An 18,885-nucleotide genomic window follows, 5' to 3' on the forward strand; every position below is an offset into this window, starting at 1 on the left:
TAAAAATATCATATAAAAGTCAAGAATGTTGTGAATTTTGTGGCTTTCAATAGCTTAGCGAAGACGATCAGTGATATTTTTGTATTTTACAAACCTTAAATTTACTTTTTAAACAATATCTGTGGAACTACTGCTTATAGAAGACGAACCGTCGGTCATATCCTTGATAGAAAGAGGACTAAAGGAAGAAGGCTATAACATTAGCATTGCAATGGATGGCTATACAGGTCTAAAAATGGCCGGATTAAATCATTATGACCTTATTTTGTTGGATGTGATGTTACCCGGCATGAATGGTCTTGATGTGTGTAAAAACATCCGGATGTCCAATAATGAAGTTCCGATTATTATCCTCACTGCATTGAACCAAACCGAAGATATTGTGGAAGCTTTTGAACGTGATGCAGATGATTACCTGACCAAACCGTTTCGCTTAGAAGAATTAAAGGCTCGTATAAATCGCTATAGCCGCAAATCCAAAACAGTGACCGAACAAAAGAACGTCTTGACATTTGATGATCTGCAATTGGATCGGGATAGCAAATCTGTTCAACGTGGAGAATCTCCGATCATACTTACAGCCACGGAATTCCGCTTATTGGAATTCTTGATGCTTAATCGTAATAAGGTATTGACACGTATAGATATACTAGAGGAAGTCTGGGGTATGGATGTCGATCTAAGCACCAATGTCGTGGATGTCTATGTCAATTATTTGCGTAAAAAAATTGACAAACAATTTGCCCGTAAACTGATCCATACGGTTATTGGTATGGGCTATGTCATCCGTCATGAAAATTAGGACCAAAATTGTACTTTTATTTTCTGTTATCAGCACGCTCCTGCTTGTTGTATTTGCCCTTTATGTCTCTTATTTTACCTACGATAGTCTACAGACTAAGTTTTTTCATCGGTTGGAAGAAAATGCAGTCATCGTCGGTGATCATATCGTCCACCAAAAGGAAGAAAACAAGGAACTTTATATCCAGGTAAAACGTAAATACCTCAAACAGCTTTCCGAAGGAACAGACCACTTGCTCCGTGTGGTGAAAGGAAGTGACAGTATTCGGTTTAAACCTAATCTACCGATGCCCATGAGCTTCTATAAAGAGGTTATCCAAAATGGCAGAGGTAGATATATGCATAACAAAACAGCATTTGTCGCGGTGTTCTTTAAAGACCATCTCCATCATGACAATCTTATCGTTGTGTCGGAAGGGATTGATGACTATGGGCACGAGGAGCAGCGTCAATTAGATCGTACCTTGATTACGGGTGGTTTTTTAGCTATTCTATTGATTGTCCTAATGTCTTTTTATTTTGCAGACCGACTGCTCAAGCCGATCAAGGATATCAACAGTGACTTGGGAAAAGTGGATATTGCCAATCTGGACCATAGACTGTCCAGTAAATTCAGTAATGCTAAGGACGAGTTGGGGGTATTGATTACAAACCTTAACTCCATGCTCAGTCGTTTGGATATTTCGGTACAGTCCCAGCAAAGCTTTATCGGTAATGCATCCCATTCATTAAAAACGCCTTTGACCATTATTGGTGGTGAAGCGGAACTTGCACGAAATCTGATTCCCAAAGAACATGAAGCCTACTATTCATTGGAGACGATCGCAAAGTACGCGGATAAGATGGAACTCATCATTAATAATCTGCTCCAATTATCCCGTATGGGCTTTAAGGGAGAGGTCGATAATAAAGTTGTCATCCGCATTGATGAATTGCTGTATGAAATTTATAAAGCTGAACGAAGCATCCATAAGGATTTTAGGTTGTCTTTTGATTTTACCCAGATCCCCGAAGATAGCGATGAATTAACAGTCCTTGCCAATCCTGATCTATTCTATATTGCCTTTAGCAATATCATCTCCAATGCATATAAATATGGTAATGGTGAGCAGGTCCAGGTCGCTATTAGCTGTGATGACCGAAATATTACAATTAAAGTATTTGATAAAGGGATCGGAATTCCGCAGAAAGATCAGCCCCATATTTTTACTTCGTTTTATCGCGCCTCCAATGTCGGGGATATCTATGGAAATGGCCTGGGGCTTGTTTTAGCCAAGAATATCTTTGATCTCCATGGTGCTGAGCTCAACCTTTATTCTGCAGAAGGGCAAGGTACCCAGGTTGTTGTCACGCTGCCTAAAATTGCTTTCTAATCTCATTTTAATCTCATCCTTATTCCATTTTTAATTTGCCGTGATATACTTGTACCAGAGATAGGTATATCATATGAAACCATCACGATTTATTCAAACCTATAAAGGAATAAATCTGATAGCTTCATCACCAACAAAAAGCAAGTTATACGGATGAAAAAAACACTTTCACTTATTACAACGTTGGGTTTGGGCATTGCGGCATTACATGCGCAGGAACAGGCTCCAACAGATTCCATTCCAGCAGAAAGAAATAGCTTATTATCCAGAAGTAGTTTATTGTCAAAAGAACCAGCTAGGGCAAAATCATTTCAATTGGATGTTTTGCTTCGTGCAGGTCTGCAGGCTGATAACAGCGATGGCTCCGGTCAGGCAAAAGCAAATTTGGACGATGCCCGCATCTTGATGAGCGGTGATTACAATGATCAGCTTTCGTATAAAGTACGTTTTCGTCTGAATAGATCATTTGCACCAACCAGTCAGGACAATGGATCAAGGGCATTGGATATGGCCTATATCAAATATAAGTTTGGAAAGGATCTGAAATGGTCCGTCACAGCGGGTAAGCAGAGTGCTATTGTGGGTAGCTACGAGTTTGAGAATAACCCTATTTACGAGTATAAATTCACGGATTATGTTGACCGTATCCTGAATTTATTTGTGGTAGGGGGAACATTGTCCTATGAAGTCAATCCTAATCATTCCTTACATGCACAAGTTTATAATACGACAAACGATAGTTTTATGGATTTGCATACCAAAAATGGTTTTGCAGTAGGTGATCTGGTGCGATCTGATGTGCCAATGGGTGCTTACTTTACCTGGGTAGGAGCCTTTATGGATAAAAAAATCAATACAAAATGGTCCTATAATATCTCCCAGTTTGCAAAGGGACATACCAATCATTCCATCTCTTTGGCGAACAAGTTTAAAACGCCGAAGCAAATGGTCTATTTAGATCTGCAATATTCTTATCTGGGTGTTGACCATGCCTTGATTGCATCATCGGCAATCAATGACTTTTATGGACGTACGGGGACAGGACGCGTTTTGGCAAAGGATGTCAATTACGCTTCGGCAATTGTACGGTATGATCAGTTTTTAAGTCCAAAATGGGAGGTAGCGCTGAAAGGTGGTTATGAGACTGCCGGATCGAGAGATGACGATCAGGTTGGCAAAAATTTCCGTCAAAACTGGACCTACTTTGCGACCCTGCAACATAAACCTTTTCATAATCAGGATTTGCGATTTTACCTTGGTTATGTAGGTAATACAGTGAACTACAAAGGGCATATGGATATGGGTAAAACTCAATATAACCGTGTTGCCTTTGGAGCATATTTTACAATTCCGGTCTTGTAATAATTCCTTTAACAAAATAACAAACAATTATTTTTTATGCGTTTAACACCAAGAGAAACAGAAAAGCTGCTATTGCATTTAGCAGGAGAACTGGCAGCAAAGCGACTCAAGCGCGGGGTGAAACTAAATTACCCTGAATGTATTGCCTATATCAGTGCCCAGATTATGGAGGAAGCAAGAGATGGTCGATCTGTTGCGGACTTAATGTCTTATGGTACGACCTTATTGAAAAGAAGCCAGGTGATGGAAGGTGTTCCTGAGATGATCCATGATGTGCAGATTGAGGTTACTTTTCCGGACGGTACTAAGTTGGTAACAGTTCATGATCCTATTCGTTAATAAATCTTAATCATATGATTCCAGGAGAATACATTTTAAAAAAAGAGGAAATCAAAGCTAACGTGGGGCGTAGAACCACTAGCCTTGTTGTAAAAAATGAAGGCGATAGACCGATTCAGGTGGGTTCGCACTATCATTTTTTTGAAGCGAACAAATTGCTTTCGTTTGACCGCGAAAAAGCATTTGGTATGCGCTTGAATATTCCTGCAAGTACGGCGGTACGGTTTGAACCAGGTGAACAGAAGTCTGTTGTACTGGTTGAATTTGGAGGAAGCAAAGAAATTCACGGTTTCAATGGATTGACTAATGGGAAGTTTACTGACCAAAATGTCAAATCAAAAGCTGTGGAGAAAATGAAAAAATTAAAATTCAGACAATCTAAATAATATAGAATGGGAGGATGGAATAGACGCGAATGGATTAAGGTTGTAGGACTCACGACATTGGGATCTACCGTTGGTCTACATGCGCTTGGTTTAGATAAACTAGGTTTAGACAAATCATCTGTTAAATATATTGATGGGGAGCTTTATATCCCTAGGGAAAAATATGCTGCTCTTTTTGGCCCGACCACGGGTGACAAGGTGCGTTTAGCTGATACGGAACTATTTATAGAAATTGAAAAAGATTTCAACGTATATGGCGAAGAAAATAAATTCGGTGGTGGTAAGACGATCCGTGATGGTATGGGGCAATCTGCCCGTGCCCTGCGTGATGAGGATGTTTTAGACTTCTGTATTACCAATGTGATCATTATTGACCACTGGGGTATTGTGAAAGCTGATGTTGGTATTAAGGATGGTAAAATTGTTGGTATCGGAAAAGCAGGTAACCCTGACGTACAGGATGGTGTAACCAAAGGAATGGTCATTGGAGCTTCGACAGAAGTGCACGGAGGTGCAGGTTATATCCTTACTGCTGGCGGTATCGATACACACATTCACTTTATCTCTCCACAGCAGATCGAGACCGCATTGTACTCAGGCGTAACTACATTTATCGGTGGTGGTGCCGGACCAGCAGATGGTACACTTGCGACAACTGTTACATCAGGTAAATGGTATATCGAGCGTATGTTTGAAGCGTTTGAAAATCTACCGATCAACGTTGGTTTCTTCGGTAAAGGTAACGTTTCGACAACCAAGCCGATTGAAGAGCAAATTGAAGCTGGTGCATTAGGGGTGAAAATCCATGAGGACTGGGGCGCTACGCCGGCGACTATCGATGCAGCGTTAAAAGTTGCTGATAAGTACGACGTACAGGTGGCTATACACACGGATACATTGAATGAAGCTGGTTTCTTGGAAGATACCGTTGCTGCAATCGACGGACGTGTTATCCACACATTCCATACAGAAGGAGCTGGTGGTGGGCACGCACCTGATATCATCAAAATTGCGATGTATCCAAACATTCTCCCTGCATCTACCAACCCGACAAAACCGTTTACAGTGAATACCGCAGAAGAGCATCTTGATATGTTAATGGTCTGCCATCACTTGGACAGAAATGTAAAAGAAGATGTTGCCTTTGCAGATTCTCGTATCCGTCCACAAACGATCGCTGCTGAAGATATTCTTCAGGATATGGGGGTATTCTCCATTATGAGTTCGGATAGTCAGGCGATGGGCCGTGTGGGCGAGGTGATCTCGCGTACATTCCAGACCGCACATAAAATGAAAATTCAGCGTGGACCTTTGGCTGAAGATAAGGGTAAAGACAATGACAACTTCCGCGTAAAACGTTATGTGTCCAAATTTACAATTAACCCTGCAAAAGCGCATGGTGTTGATAAATATATCGGATCTATTGAGACAGGTAAATATGCCGATCTGATCTTGTGGAAACCAGAGTTGTTTGGTGTGAAACCAGAGTTGATTATCAAAGGCGGTATGATCCTAGGTGCGAAAATGGGGGATGCGAATGCTTCTATCCCTACACCACAGCCGATCATCTACAGACCGATGTTTGGAAACTATGGTAAGGCAGTGTCAAAATTGTGTTTCAACTTCGTTTCAAAAATATCCATAGAGAATGGAAATATCCAGAAATTGAATTTATCACGTAAATGTTTGCCGGTAGAAGGTTGTCGTACAGTGATGAAAAAGGATATGGTACATAATCATGCCACGCCAAATATCGTGGTCAATCCCGAAACGTATGAAGTAACAGTAGATGGTGTTTTAGCTACTTGTGAGCCATTAAAAGAGCTTCCAATGGCACAACGTTACTTCCTGTTCTAATTCAGAATATATGATTTTAACAAGAGACATTAAAGGCAATATTTGGACAGACGGCAAAGAGCAGGATGCTGCTGAACTGGATTTTTTACAGCTTGAATGGTTTGATACCGAGCGACGTGTCATTCGGGGATTGACCGTTCAGGGCCGGGAGATCGGATTTAGAAATCTGGGTGAAGACCCCTTGTTCGATGGTGATATTCTGTTTGAAACAGCAGACCTCCGTATCGTTGTCCGAATATTGCCCTGTCCTTGTTTGGTCGTACGGCCCAAAAATAGAATGGATATGGCGAGAGTATGCCTAGAAATAGGCAATAAGCATATACCTGTTTTTATCAACGCAGCTCATGAAATCATAGCTGCTTACGAAAATCCGCTGTGGGAACAATTACAGAGGGCAGGATTTACACCAACGAAAGAGTCACGGGTAATCGAACGAACGCATACATTGCGCATACATCAGTATGCCGTAGTGCAAAATAAAATCACACTAGCAAAGGGGGGATAATATGAATCCATTGTTGACATTGATGCAGATCAATGATTCCGTTTTTCCGATTGGAGGATTCACACATTCCTATGGATTGGAAACCTATATAACCAAAGGTCTTGTACACGACTCGAAAACTGCTAAAGAGTATGCACAGACGTTATTGGAACATAGCTTCTATTACAACGATGCGGCCTTTTTTCATAAGACTTGGCAATTATGCGAAACAAAGGCGACAAAGAAAAAGGTAGCAGAATTAGACGCCTTGATCACAGCCTTTAAGGCGCCTTATGAAATTCGGGATGCAAGTAAAAAATTGGGTATACGCTTCCTGAAGCTGACTGAAAAATTGCAGCCGGTTAAACGTTGTTCAGCTTATTTAAAAGCAATAAATACACAAGAATTGCATGGGCATTACGCTATGGCATTTGCCATGTTTGCACATGCGCAAGGGATTAGCTATACAGATGCATTGAGCGCTTTTTATTATAATTCACTCAATGGTATTATGACCAACTGTGCGAAACTGGTCCCTATCAGTCAAATGGATGCACAACAGATTCTGTTTAAGTTGCAGCCATTAATCAATAAGTTGGTTACCGCGCAACCAGCGTTGGAAGAGGATTTAATCGGTAATTGTTGTATTGCACAAGATATCCGTTGTATGCAACATGAAAAGTTATATACACGTATCTATATATCCTAAAAGTAAGATTACTGCTATACTTAAAATTTATTTTATCAGTCCCCATCCCATCGGTGGAAAAAATAAATAAGGGACATGAATAAACAAATTGATACAGATGAAAAAGACGTCAAAAAGAAATTATGTAAAAATTGGTGTTGCCGGACCTGTTGGATCGGGCAAGACAGCATTAATCGAACGCTTGACACGTTCGATGTCCGCAGATTATAGCATCTGTGTTGTTACAAATGATATTTACACACGTGAAGATGCAATGTATCTACAGCAAAATTCGGCACTACCGGCAGAACGTATCATTGGCGTAGAGACTGGCGGATGCCCACATACCGCAATCCGTGAAGATGCATCGATGAATATTGAAGCTGTGGAGGAATTGGCTAACCGTTTTGAGGATGTTGAGCTGATTTTTGTTGAAAGTGGGGGGGATAATCTGACAGCAACATTCAGCCCGGATTTGGCGGATTTAACGATTTTTGTGCTTGATGTTGCCGAAGGTGAAAAAATGCCACGTAAAGGCGGACCCGGTATCACACGTTCAGACTTATTATTGATCAATAAAATTGATTTGGCACCTTACGTGCATGCGGATTTGGAAGTTATGCGTCAGGATACATTGCGTATGCGTGGAGAACGTCCTTTTATTTTTACGAATCTGATGACATTGGAAGGTTTGGAAGATGTAAAGAAATGGATCAGAGAATATGCTTTATTAGAACAAGTCGGCTAAAAACAAAGGGATATGGATAGTAAGATAGTAATAAATGTAGCCCAAGAGGACGGTAGAAGCAGGCTGAAAGAAAGCTACCATAATGCACCTTATAAATTGACCCATTATGGAGCAGCGAATCTCACTGATCATCTGGAAATGATTATTATGAGCGCATCGCCCGGCATTATGGATACAGATCATCTTCATATTGACGTCCATGTAAAGGAAAAGGCTCAATTAAAATTGTTCACGCAGTCCTTCAATAAATTGCACCCGATGAAAACCGGCGCAAGCCAGCATACAGATGTACAGGTTGCATCGGGGGCTATATTTCATTATATCCCGCATCCAGTTACACCTTTTAAGGATTCCATATTCAAAGCAACAAATCATATCCATCTGGCGGAAGATGCGGTTTTGATGTGGGGTGATATTATCAGTGTTGGACGGATCTATATGAAAGAAGCATTTGAATTTAATCGTTTGCATACACAGACGAAGATTTTCAGATCCGGAAAGCTGGCCTTCATCGACAATCAGCTGCTGCAACCCAAAAAGCAGCCCATCCAGAAGATGCTCTTCTTTGAAGGTTACACCCATCAAGCGACCTTTTTATTCTCCGCTAATTTTGCGCAGGAGTTAAAGAACGAACTTGATGAAATATTGACTGTAGAATATAATGACATCTCTTATGGATTTACACAGGCTTCATCAGATGTCGTTATTCTACGAGCGTTGGGTTCTGACGGTGAATTACTCTATGATTTTCTGCAGATGTTGGGGCAATTGTGCTGGGATTTTACCATGCATAAACTGTCGGAGTCAAAGGAAGTTCTCGAAAATGAAGGGGCTGAGTCTTCGCCATTTGTGACGGAAACGGTTTTGGCAGAATCGATTGCGACAGAGGAAGTTGTGACAGGCGCAGTTGTCGCTAAAAAGAAAAGTACAACCAGCCCGCGGAAAAAGAGGGTAGTCAAAAGTAAAACGGAGGAAGGACTGAAATATGCGTAAATCGAAAGAGCCTACCGAAATCCTCATTGAGTCCATTCCCAATTTTGAGCATGTTAAATTCAATCGTGAATCGGATATCTTGGATCTTTCCTACTTTGAAGTAAATAAACGTGTTATCCACCGCAAAACGCGTAAGGGTAATACGGTAAAGATACAAAGGGATGACAGCACGGCCTTACAGTCAGGGCAATGTATCTATCATAGCGAAGACCTGTTTATACAGGTCAATATCTTGCCCTGTCTTTGTGTACTGCTTGACAGTCAGGATCTTTCTATGGTCGGAGAATTCTGTTTTGATGTAGGTAACCGTCATTTGCCTGTGTATCTGAAAGCTGATGGACGTTTTGCTGTCTCCTATGACGGACGCCTGTATCAGGCATTAAAAGAAAAATATAATGGTTCCATTTCCTTGGAAAATGCCATTTTGGAACCGGACGAACAGATTACATCGCTTCGTAATGCGAAAAAATAAGAGGTTTGTATTCGAACCTCTGTTTCAGGTTTTGATTTGATAACGGGAGCCGATCTTTGTTTGTACGCTGCTTGAAAATGCTGAAAAATTGTGCATTTTTGTTGTTATGACATTTGGTGCGGAATTGCAGGGGTGGTATCAACAGCATAAGCGTGATTTACCATGGCGGGAAACAAGAGATGCCTATCAAATTTGGCTCTCTGAGATTATCCTGCAACAGACTCGAGTAGAACAAGGGCTGCCTTACTATTTACGATTCGTGGAACGGTTTGAGACAGTCGTTGACTTTGCTAACGCAGAGGAAGATGATATTTTACATCTTTGGCAGGGACTGGGTTATTATTCAAGGGGGCGAAATATGCATAAGGCTGCACGAATCGTCCGTGACGAATATAACGGCATTTTTCCTGTAGATTATAAGACCTTGCTAAAGCTTCCCGGTATAGGTGAATATACCGCTGCCGCAATATCATCCTTTGCCAATAATGAGGCGCAGGCAGTACTGGATGGGAATGTGTTCCGAGTGCTTTCTAGGTATTTTGGAATAGACACCGCGATCAATTCTACTGAGGGAAAGAAAATTTTTACAGCTATCGCTCAGGAGAATTTGGATCAGGACTATCCGGCATTATACAACCAGGCCATCATGGATTTCGGTGCTATTCATTGTAAGCCAAAGCAACCTTTATGTATTACTTGTATGTTTAATACATCCTGTTATGCGGTGCTACAGGGCGATGTCGATCGATTACCAGTTAAACTTAAAGCAAAGGCGAGTAAGGATCGGTATTTTAATTATTTTATCCTTAAATACGAAGCGCAAATTTTGATGTCAAAGCGGGGGGAAGGTGATGTCTGGCAGAATTTATACGAGTTTCCTCTGATCGAGTCTGATCGTACATTAACGATACCCGAGCTCCTTGGAGATGAGGAATTTGTCCGGTATTTCGGGGGAAATGTGGAAATCAAGCTTCTACAAAAACAAACTAAACATATTCTGAGCCATCAGAATATTTATGCGACATTCTTTGAAGTGCGGTTAGAGGGCGGTCTAAATCAAAAAAAATCCAATTGGGATTATGTATTTTTAAAAGATTTAGATAAATTAGCTAAACACAAGTTGATCTTCACCTTTTTGGAAAGATCCAATTTTTAACCATTTATGCTTTTAAATTATGTCAGGAGTTAACAAAGTTATTTTAGTGGGACATCTTGGAAAAGATCCCGAAATTCGATATTTAGAAGGCAATGTCTCCGTTGCCAGTTTCCCATTGGCAACTTCAGAAACGTATAACAAGGACGGAAAACGAGTAGAACAAACCGAGTGGCACAATATTGTCATGTGGCGCGGCTTGGCAGATGTGGCGGTAAAATACCTTACTAAGGGCAAGTTGGTCTATATCGAAGGTCGATTACGTACACGTACCTACGAAGATAAAGAGGGAATCCGACGCTATGCGACTGAAGTAGTTGCTGAGACTTTTACCCTTTTGGGACGGAAATCGGATTTTGAGCCTACTGGAGCTGCTAACACGGGGAATGTTGCAAGTACCCCAGCACAGAAAGCTGAGGATAAAGAAATCGAAGTTGATTTTACCGAAAACGATCAGGAGGATAATCCGCTTCCATTTTAATCGAACTTACAGGTAGCTTTGAATAGCAGAAGATTATTGTTTTATATATAATTATGGGCAAGGAGCAGATGAAAAATCTGCTCTTTTTGATTTACAGTATATTTTCCATTCCTTTTAACCGCAGTTTAAAAATAAGGTTCCTATTCAAAGCGTTGATTAGAAAGAACTTTATCCGTTGGGTCGTGCACCTCTATCTTCTTTACGGCTTCGCTTTTGGCGCATATCGGGAGATGGCAAAATTTCTTTTTGGCGGAAATTTTGGCTATGTTTGTCCTAATTATGTTGCAAGATAAAATTACGCAGTATACTGAAGAAATTAAGGCATTTGCGCCATCTTCTTCAGCCGATGTAGAAAATTTCAGATTGAAGTTTTTGGTTTCCAAAGGGATCGTGAAGAATCTTTTTGATGAATTCAAAACAGTTACTCCTGAAGAAAAACGTACTTTGGGAAAAGTACTGAATGAATTTAAGCAGTTGGCAGAAAATACCTTCAAGGAAGCACAGGAAAAATTTGGTTCCGGTGAGAAACAGAAATCCCAGCAAATCGAAGGTGATTTAACATTGCCTGGTAATGGATTTCAATTGGGATCCAGACATCCAATCTCGTTGGTACGCAAGGAAATCGTTGAGATCTTTAAAAAGCTAGGTTTCATCGTTTCTGAGGGACCAGAGATCGAAGATGATTGGCACAATTTCTCCGCGTTGAATTTTCCTCCTGAACATCCGGCGCGTGATATGCAAGATACATTCTTTATCAAAAAACAAGAAGGTAACGATATTACACTGAGAACACATACATCTTCTGTTCAAGTGAGACTCATGGAAGCTGGTAAACCACCTTTCCGTGCGATTATGCCTGGTCGTGTTTATCGAAATGAAGCTATCTCGGCTCGCGCACATTGTTTCTTTCATCAGGTAGAAGGATTATATGTGGATGAAAATGTTTCGTTTGCTGATTTGAAGCAGACTTTATACCATTTTGTTCAAGAAATGTATGGTGAAGGCACTAAGGTTCGTTTCCGACCTTCGTACTTCCCGTTTACAGAGCCTTCTGCTGAGATGGATATTTCTTGTACGATCTGTAAAGGTGCTGGATGTAATCTTTGTAAATATTCTGGTTGGGTAGAGATTTTGGGCTGCGGAATGGTTGATCCGAATGTACTTGAAAATTGCGGAATCGACAGTAAAAAGTATTCGGGTTTTGCCTTCGGTATGGGAATCGAAAGGATCACAAATCTGAAATACGTAATCAAAGACTTGCGCCTTTTTTCTGAAAATGATACGCGTTTCTTAGCTCAGTTTGAGACTGAATTAATATAAATCAATGCTAATAAAGACTGTTGTAAGCATCACACTATTGCCAGGCTCTAAGCGTAACTTTGGCGGTTTGGGAATTGGAAATAGTGTGATGTGTGGTAGTCTTATCTGAAGAGTATGGAACCAGATCATATCATTGAATCCATAAAAAGAACAGCACGGGAACTTTTTCGTCAAAATGGTTATCATAAAACCAGTGTAAACACGTTGGCAAAAAAAGCTAAGCTTGCCAAAGCGACTGTTTATAAATACTTTGATAGTAAAGAGATGATCTTGCATGCGATTTTAATGGACTATCTGCGGGCGAGTTTGCTGGATATCTTAAAGACAACAAAGTATGAGGATGATATGGCTTCCTTTTTGGCTTCGACCATCCTACGTGTCAGCCGGCTGACTTATACGGCATGCAATGAGTTGATCGGCTGGGAATTTATCCGTGAGTCTGCCAATGCGCAAGAATATCTAAAGACATTATCTGAAGATCTGGAATTTCTGCTTTTGAGTACTTTTATTCAGAATGAAAAGATTAATGAAGCGATCAGTGAGGAAAAATTGACATTTCTGATCAAATCAAGTAAGAGCATTGTATTCTCCTTTGCTTTTACAGCGGTCTCGGATGCCGATGTGCGTAAAAATTTCATTTCTTTTCAAAAGGAAATTCTTCCTTACCTCGTGCAGGCGACTATCCTCTAAACAAAGGGTTTATCTGTTTATTGCTTTTCGGCTACGTGCCTGGTTAAATAATCTTCCATTTTTATTTTTACCGTTCCCGTCACTTTTAGGACTGAGATCCATAAACTTATATCATTTTCCATGGCGGGAGGGCTTTGATATTGCTTGGATGACTTTGAATATCAAGGGAATTTGCGTGATGGAAATGGATTGATATGATACATGGAAGGTCTTTTTTTTAAGACAATGGTAGTCAGTGGAAAATCAATATAAAAAATTGTATTTTTGCGAACTATGAGTAGAAGAATTCCGCAAGAAAAAAAGTTCTTGAAAGATATTGCAATCATTGATATTGCCGAAGAAGGTAGAGGTGTAGGGAAAACCGACGATTTGGTTTTGTTTGTCGAAAAAGCTGTCCCTGGTGATGTTGTCGATGTGGAGTTAATGCGCAAGAAGAAGAATTTTGCCGAGGCTCGTGTGACGGATTTGAAAGAAGCTTCTACTTACCGCGTGGATCCTTTTTGTGAGCATTTTGGTGTATGTGGCGGGTGTAAGTGGCAACACATGAGCTATGAAGCGCAATTGAAATTCAAACAACAATCTGTTGATAATGCTTTATCCCGTATTGGGAAAGTCGATACTTCCTCGATGGAGGATATTTTAGGATCGGCCCAAACAGAATATTATAGAAACAAATTAGAATATACATTTTCCAATAAGAAATGGCTGACTTCTGTTGACGAGGCTGCATCACAATTGGAAATGAATGCGCTTGGTTTTCACGTGCCTGGACGTTTTGATAAAATCTTGGATATCGATCATTGTTTTCTCCAGGAAGATCCTTCCAACGAAGTGCGGAATACCATACGGGACTTTGCTCTCAACAACGGGATGACCTTTTATGATCTCCGGGAGCATACAGGAGTATTACGCAATCTGATTATCCGTATTTCTTCTACAGGTGAGATGATGGTTATAGTGGTTTTTGCTTACCCTGAAGATGGACAAGTTGAATTGCTAATGAGTTTCATCAAAGACAAGTTCCCTCAAATTGCGTCGTTGCTATATATTGTGAATCAAAAGCGTAACGATACCATCTTCGACCAGGAGATTGAGGTATATGCGGGTCGGGATTTTATTTATGAGGAAATGGAAGGTCTTCGCTACAAGGTGGGGCCGAAGTCTTTTTATCAGACCAACTCAGCGCAAGCGTATGAGCTCTATAAGATCACGCGTGATTTTGCTGATCTAAAAGGTGATGAACTTGTGTATGACTTGTATACCGGAGCTGGTACGATTGCAAATTTTGTTGCTAAGAAAGCGAAAGAGGTGATCGGGGTTGAGTATGTTCCTAGTGCGATTGAAGATGCAAAAGTTAATTCAGCAATTAATGATATTAGCAATACGAAGTTTTATGCCGGTGATATGAAAGATGTGCTGACGCCATCTTTTATTGCCGAACATGGTAAACCGGATGTAGTAATTACTGACCCTCCACGGGCAGGTATGCATGCGGATGTTGTGGCCCGTTTGTTGGAAATGGAATCTCCCAGAATTGTTTATGTAAGTTGTAATGCAGCGACACAGGCGAGAGATTTAGTCCTGTTGGCCGATAAATATGATGTAAAACGTATCAAGCCTGTGGATATGTTTCCCCATACGCAACACGTAGAAAATGTCGTTCTATTAGAACTAAAAAAATCATAATATATGGAAGTAGAGGATTTATTTTCAGGCGGAGCCAGAAATGAGGAAACGCAATCTGCCGGGCAGAGCCCGTTGAAGAGTTTGCAGGTAGATCTTGATTTTTATAGTGAGTCAATCCGCGAAGTGGCAATGGAGATTATTGAAGAAGGTTATTCTTCCTATCCGATTTTTGTGGCACATCAACATGAAGTCTCTGTAGGAGAAGTGATCCTAGACCGTGTCGAGCTTAATACTAACTGGACAATCAATGCCTCTACTTTAGAGGAATTTGTCGAAATGGATATCATTCAGGAGGATCGTAAGGCTACTTTTGTACAAAATTATAAACCGGCAAAAGATTATATGTGTTTGTTCGTCGTTGTTGCCGAAGGAGCCAATTTTGTTTTCTACCCCTACAAATAAAGAAGGAATATTTAAACTTTTTTAACAGTACAATTGTCAAACTATTACTATTTTTAGCGAAATAGGTTGAGCATGTGAGGATTCAAAAGGCTGCAATGATAGTTCGGAGATCGGCTGTCTTGGATTAGTGAGATTTTGTCCTATCGCTTTCAATAACGCTAGTGGCTAGAAAAATGCTTAACAAACTAGCGTGATAAAACAATATATTCCAATGAGAAGAATACACATACATATAGGTGGGCTATTAGGCGTATTGATGTTGCTTTTGACCGGATTTGGTGCGAAGGCACAACATATACAAAAAGTGTCAGGTATGGTGATACAAAGGGGGACAGGCAATAGAATTGGAGATGTGGTTGTGCTAAATATGCGTACAAGCAGATCCGCGCTGACAAACTCTTTTGGCGTATTCACAATCGATGCCTCTGTAGGGGATTCTCTTTCTTTTACTAAAGTTGGCTTTTCACCAATAAAGACTATTTTAACAAATCTCAATGAATTCTATGTTGAAATGCAGGAAGGAATTAAGCTGGAAACAGTCATTGTGGAGCGTAAGTCCAAGGAAGCTGAATTGAATGATGCCATGGGAAATTATTCGAAGAAAGGAGTTTATAATGGTGGGAAGAATAAATTTGGGACTTATTTAGGTAGTCCGGCCACAGCGCTTTATAATCTTTTTGGACGGGAAGCGAAAAATGCGAAACGCTTTGGCCGCTTTATGGACAGGGAAAAGGAAGAATTACAGGTCGACCGTATTTTTTCAAGAGCAGCTGTTCAGAACTTAACAAAATTGGATAGCGCTGATTTAGATGCTTTCATGGTACGTTATCGTCCCTCATTTGATCTGGCTGAACATTGGGGGCAATATGATCTGATGCATTATGTTAAGCAATCGCTAGAAGACTTTGAGGCGAAAGGGCGTCCAAAAGGATCTTTATTGCCTGATATTGAAGTTAAGACACAAGAGAAATAAAACATTTTTCTTTTTATGCTGTTGTTTCTTTGGACAATGACCGGCTTATTTGTAGCTTATCGTCCTCAATTATCAATGTTAGAATGTATTTTTTCTGAATACCGTAACAAAAAAGTTAAAAAAGGATGCTTTTGGCACTTTGTTTGATTTTAACATCAACAGTAATTTAGTTTGAATATTAAAAGTCTTAGATAGATATGAAAATGAATAGAAAATTAGCTGTATTTGGTTTGACTGTTGCAACCTCGGCTATGTTATTTGGAAGTTGTTCAACAATCCAAAATACAAATAATGCGACTAAAGGCGGTGTGATTGGTGGTGTTGCGGGTGGTGCTTTAGGTGCATTAATTGGTGGTAAGGCTGGTAATACGGCTATTGGTACATTGGCAGGTGCGGCTATTGGTGGTGCAGCAGGTGTATTGATCGGTAAGAAAATGGATAAACAGGCTGCAGAGATTTCTAAAACCGTAGAAGGCGCTGAAGTGACTCAGTCTGCAGAGGGTATTGTTGTAAAATTTGATTCAGGTATTTTGTTCGATTTCAACAAGTCTGATTTAAAAGCATCTGCAAAAGATAATATCGCGAATTTGGTGACGACTTTAAATAAGGAGCAAGGAACAGAGATTTTGGTTATCGGACACACGGATAATGTGGGAACTTTAGCTGCAAATGATAAAGTGTCTTTGGACCGTGCTAATTCGGTACGTGCATTTGCGGTATCTAAAGGTTTGGCTTCTTCACGTATTAAAACTGAAGGAAGAAACTTCTCTGAGCCAATCGCAAGTAATGATACCGAAGCTGGCCGTGCACAAAACCGCCGCGTAGAGATCGTTATCGTTGCCGGTGACCAAATGAAGAAAGAAGCAAAACAACAAGCAGGTCAATAAGGAGCTGAGCAGATAATCCTTCGGGAATCCATACTGTTTTACAATTCGTTGAGAAGCTTGTTGGATATTTAAAAAAAGGCGTGGATAGCATCCACGCCTTTTTTTTAAATATCCAGGCTAGTAATGAAACACCGCTAATCCGAAAGGCTTATGACATCGCCAGAAAGAAAAGAAGTGACGTAGGAAATAACCTGAATATGCGATCAGACTGCTAAGAGATAACTGATTTACTTTAGAAATTTGACAAAGTATAAACCATATTTCTGGCTGACAAACTGTCATTATATGGATTTTAATTTCTAACTTTGTAGTCTTTGAAAATTGAGCTATGCTAGATTTAACACATACAACTAAGGAACACGACGAATCTCGTCAGGGTGAGGCATTGTTATTGGAACAGGATCCAAAGATCAGTAATGGACGTAAGCTGTATATCGAAAGTTACGGTTGCCAAATGAATTTTTCGGATAGTGAGATCGTTGCTTCTATTTTGTTGGACAAAGGTTTCGAAACAACAAAGAATTATCAGGAAGCAGATGTTGTCTTTATTAATACTTGTTCAATCCGTGAAAACGCAGAGCAGCGTGTTCGTAATCGATTGAAAGAATTTGAGTCGGCTAAGACCAAAAATCCCGGAATGATTGTCGGTGTGCTGGGCTGTATGGCGGAGCGTTTAAAATCGAAGTTTCTAGAGGAAGAAAAACTGGTTGATGTTGTGGTAGGGCCTGATGCATATCGTGATCTTCCTAACTTAATTGATAAGGTAGATGATGGTGCAAAAGCTGTGAATGTATTGTTGTCCCGTGAGGAGACTTATGCCGACATTAACCCGGTTCGATTAAATTCAAATGGTGTAACAGCCTTTATTTCGATCATGCGTGGTTGTGATAACATGTGCTCGTTCTGTGTAGTTCCATTTACTAGGGGACGTGAGCGTAGTCGTGATGCTCATTCTATTGTGAAAGAAGCACAAGATCTGTTCAATGCTGGCTATAAAGAAGTGACGTTGTTAGGTCAAAATGTGGATTCCTACAAATATACTGCGCCCGTTGCAGAAGGGGAAACTCCTGGCGAGACAGTCACATTTGCGAAACTATTGACCATGGTGGCGGAAGTGAGTCCTTTGTTGCGGGTTCGTTTTTCGACTTCGCATCCAAAAGATATCACGGATGAAGTTTTGTATGCGATCGCTTCACATGAAAATATCTGTAACTATATCCATTTACCGGTACAATCCGGAAATTCCAGAGTACTGGAACTTATGAACCGTACTTATGATCGTGAGTGGTATATGGAACGTGTGGACGCTATCCGCAGAATTATTCCGGATTGTGCGATCTCTACGGATGTGATTACTGGGTTCTGTACAGAAACAGAAGCGGAACATCAGGAAACACTATCGATGATGGATTATGTGAAATATGACTTTGCATATATGTTTGCATATTCTGAAAGACCTGGAACATTAGCTGCGAAGCGTTATGCGGATGATATTCCAGAAGATGTTAAAAAGCGCCGTTTGACTGAAGTGATCAACAAACAACGTGACCATAGTTTATATCGCTATCAACATTTTATTGGAAAGGTATGTAAAGTCCTTATAGAAGGTTTTTCGAAAAGATCTGAGTTTGATTTCTGTGGTCGTAATGATCAGAATGCCTTGGTCGTATTTCCTATAGACGCTCGTTACAAACAAGGTGACTATGTCAATGTGCTTGTGGAATCATGTACATCAGCAACCTTGCTCGGTAAAATTGTTGATTAAGAAAACTTAATTTAAATTTATTTCC

At 40.3% G+C, this 18,885-nt stretch carries 19 protein-coding genes and 1 pseudogene; all 20 read left to right on the forward strand.

Going from position 1 to position 18,885, the window contains the following annotated elements:
* Window positions 1-121: 121 nt before the first annotated feature.
* Complete coding sequence (locus tag ACK8HY_RS19155; protein ID WP_077438218.1) at window positions 122-802, forward strand: response regulator transcription factor; 681 nt, start codon at window positions 122-124, stop codon at window positions 800-802.
* On the forward strand, window positions 792-2,174 hold the full coding sequence (locus ACK8HY_RS19160) for a sensor histidine kinase (RefSeq protein ID WP_175992105.1): 1,383 nt from the start codon (window positions 792-794) through the stop codon (window positions 2,172-2,174). The genes ACK8HY_RS19155 and ACK8HY_RS19160 overlap by 11 nt, the downstream gene beginning before the upstream one ends.
* A 153-nt stretch (window positions 2,175-2,327) precedes the next feature.
* The gene (locus ACK8HY_RS19165; RefSeq protein WP_077438216.1) at window positions 2,328-3,536 is read left to right on the forward strand and encodes a porin; all 1,209 of its coding nucleotides are present in this window, start codon (window positions 2,328-2,330) and stop codon (window positions 3,534-3,536) included.
* A 36-nt stretch (window positions 3,537-3,572) separates the two neighbouring features.
* Window positions 3,573-3,875, forward strand: coding sequence for an urease subunit gamma (ureA, locus tag ACK8HY_RS19170; protein ID WP_046674789.1), 303 nt, complete (start codon window positions 3,573-3,575; stop codon window positions 3,873-3,875).
* Between the two features lie 14 nt (window positions 3,876-3,889).
* A pseudogene (gene ureB, locus ACK8HY_RS19175) lies at window positions 3,890-4,186 on the forward strand (urease subunit beta); the annotation flags it as partial.
* 81 nt (window positions 4,187-4,267) lie between these two features.
* Window positions 4,268-6,118: an urease subunit alpha gene (ureC, locus tag ACK8HY_RS19180; protein WP_416134506.1), complete on the forward strand. Its 1,851-nt coding sequence runs from the start codon at window positions 4,268-4,270 to the stop codon at window positions 6,116-6,118.
* A 10-nt stretch (window positions 6,119-6,128) separates the two neighbouring features.
* Complete coding sequence (locus tag ACK8HY_RS19185) at window positions 6,129-6,623, forward strand: hypothetical protein (RefSeq protein WP_077438215.1); 495 nt, start codon at window positions 6,129-6,131, stop codon at window positions 6,621-6,623.
* Window position 6,624: 1 nt separating this feature from the next.
* Window positions 6,625-7,311: an urease accessory protein UreF gene (locus tag ACK8HY_RS19190; protein ID WP_077438214.1), complete on the forward strand. Its 687-nt coding sequence runs from the start codon at window positions 6,625-6,627 to the stop codon at window positions 7,309-7,311.
* Window positions 7,312-7,408: 97 nt separating this feature from the next.
* Entirely contained in the window at window positions 7,409-8,038 is a 630-nt protein-coding gene (gene ureG / locus ACK8HY_RS19195; RefSeq protein ID WP_077438213.1) for an urease accessory protein UreG, read from the forward strand.
* A 12-nt stretch (window positions 8,039-8,050) separates the two neighbouring features.
* A complete protein-coding gene (locus tag ACK8HY_RS19200) occupies window positions 8,051-9,031 on the forward strand; it encodes an urease accessory protein UreD (RefSeq protein WP_416134507.1) in 981 nt (326 codons plus the stop codon).
* Complete coding sequence (locus ACK8HY_RS19205) at window positions 9,024-9,503, forward strand: urease accessory protein UreE (protein WP_416134508.1); 480 nt, start codon at window positions 9,024-9,026, stop codon at window positions 9,501-9,503. Before ACK8HY_RS19200 ends, ACK8HY_RS19205 begins: the two co-directional genes overlap by 8 nt.
* A 106-nt stretch (window positions 9,504-9,609) precedes the next feature.
* Complete coding sequence (gene mutY, locus ACK8HY_RS19210) at window positions 9,610-10,659, forward strand: A/G-specific adenine glycosylase (protein ID WP_416134509.1); 1,050 nt, start codon at window positions 9,610-9,612, stop codon at window positions 10,657-10,659.
* A gap of 19 nt (window positions 10,660-10,678) precedes the next feature.
* Window positions 10,679-11,137, forward strand: a complete 459-nt coding sequence (locus ACK8HY_RS19215) for a single-stranded DNA-binding protein (RefSeq protein WP_077438209.1) — start codon at window positions 10,679-10,681, stop codon at window positions 11,135-11,137.
* A gap of 279 nt (window positions 11,138-11,416) precedes the next feature.
* The gene (gene pheS, locus ACK8HY_RS19220; protein ID WP_077438207.1) at window positions 11,417-12,457 is read left to right on the forward strand and encodes a phenylalanine--tRNA ligase subunit alpha; all 1,041 of its coding nucleotides are present in this window, start codon (window positions 11,417-11,419) and stop codon (window positions 12,455-12,457) included.
* A 114-nt stretch (window positions 12,458-12,571) separates the two neighbouring features.
* Window positions 12,572-13,147 carry a TetR/AcrR family transcriptional regulator gene (locus ACK8HY_RS19225; RefSeq protein ID WP_077438206.1) on the forward strand — a complete coding sequence of 192 codons (576 nt, stop codon included), beginning with the start codon at window positions 12,572-12,574 and terminating at the stop codon, window positions 13,145-13,147.
* A 273-nt stretch (window positions 13,148-13,420) separates the two neighbouring features.
* The gene (gene rlmD, locus ACK8HY_RS19230; protein ID WP_416134510.1) at window positions 13,421-14,833 is read left to right on the forward strand and encodes a 23S rRNA (uracil(1939)-C(5))-methyltransferase RlmD; all 1,413 of its coding nucleotides are present in this window, start codon (window positions 13,421-13,423) and stop codon (window positions 14,831-14,833) included.
* A 3-nt stretch (window positions 14,834-14,836) separates the two neighbouring features.
* Entirely contained in the window at window positions 14,837-15,235 is a 399-nt protein-coding gene (locus ACK8HY_RS19235) for a hypothetical protein (protein ID WP_077438204.1), read from the forward strand.
* A 211-nt stretch (window positions 15,236-15,446) separates the two neighbouring features.
* Window positions 15,447-16,208 carry a hypothetical protein gene (locus ACK8HY_RS19240; protein WP_077438203.1) on the forward strand — a complete coding sequence of 254 codons (762 nt, stop codon included), beginning with the start codon at window positions 15,447-15,449 and terminating at the stop codon, window positions 16,206-16,208.
* Window positions 16,209-16,411: 203 nt separating this feature from the next.
* Window positions 16,412-17,095, forward strand: a complete 684-nt coding sequence (locus tag ACK8HY_RS19245) for an OmpA family protein (protein WP_410528294.1) — start codon at window positions 16,412-16,414, stop codon at window positions 17,093-17,095.
* A 328-nt stretch (window positions 17,096-17,423) separates the two neighbouring features.
* The gene (gene miaB, locus ACK8HY_RS19250) at window positions 17,424-18,860 is read left to right on the forward strand and encodes a tRNA (N6-isopentenyl adenosine(37)-C2)-methylthiotransferase MiaB (RefSeq protein WP_416134511.1); all 1,437 of its coding nucleotides are present in this window, start codon (window positions 17,424-17,426) and stop codon (window positions 18,858-18,860) included.
* Window positions 18,861-18,885: the final 25 nt, after the last annotated feature.

The sequence above is a fragment of the Sphingobacterium sp. NGMCC 1.201703 genome, from assembly GCF_047784615.1.
GTDB lineage: Bacteria > Bacteroidota > Bacteroidia > Sphingobacteriales > Sphingobacteriaceae > Sphingobacterium.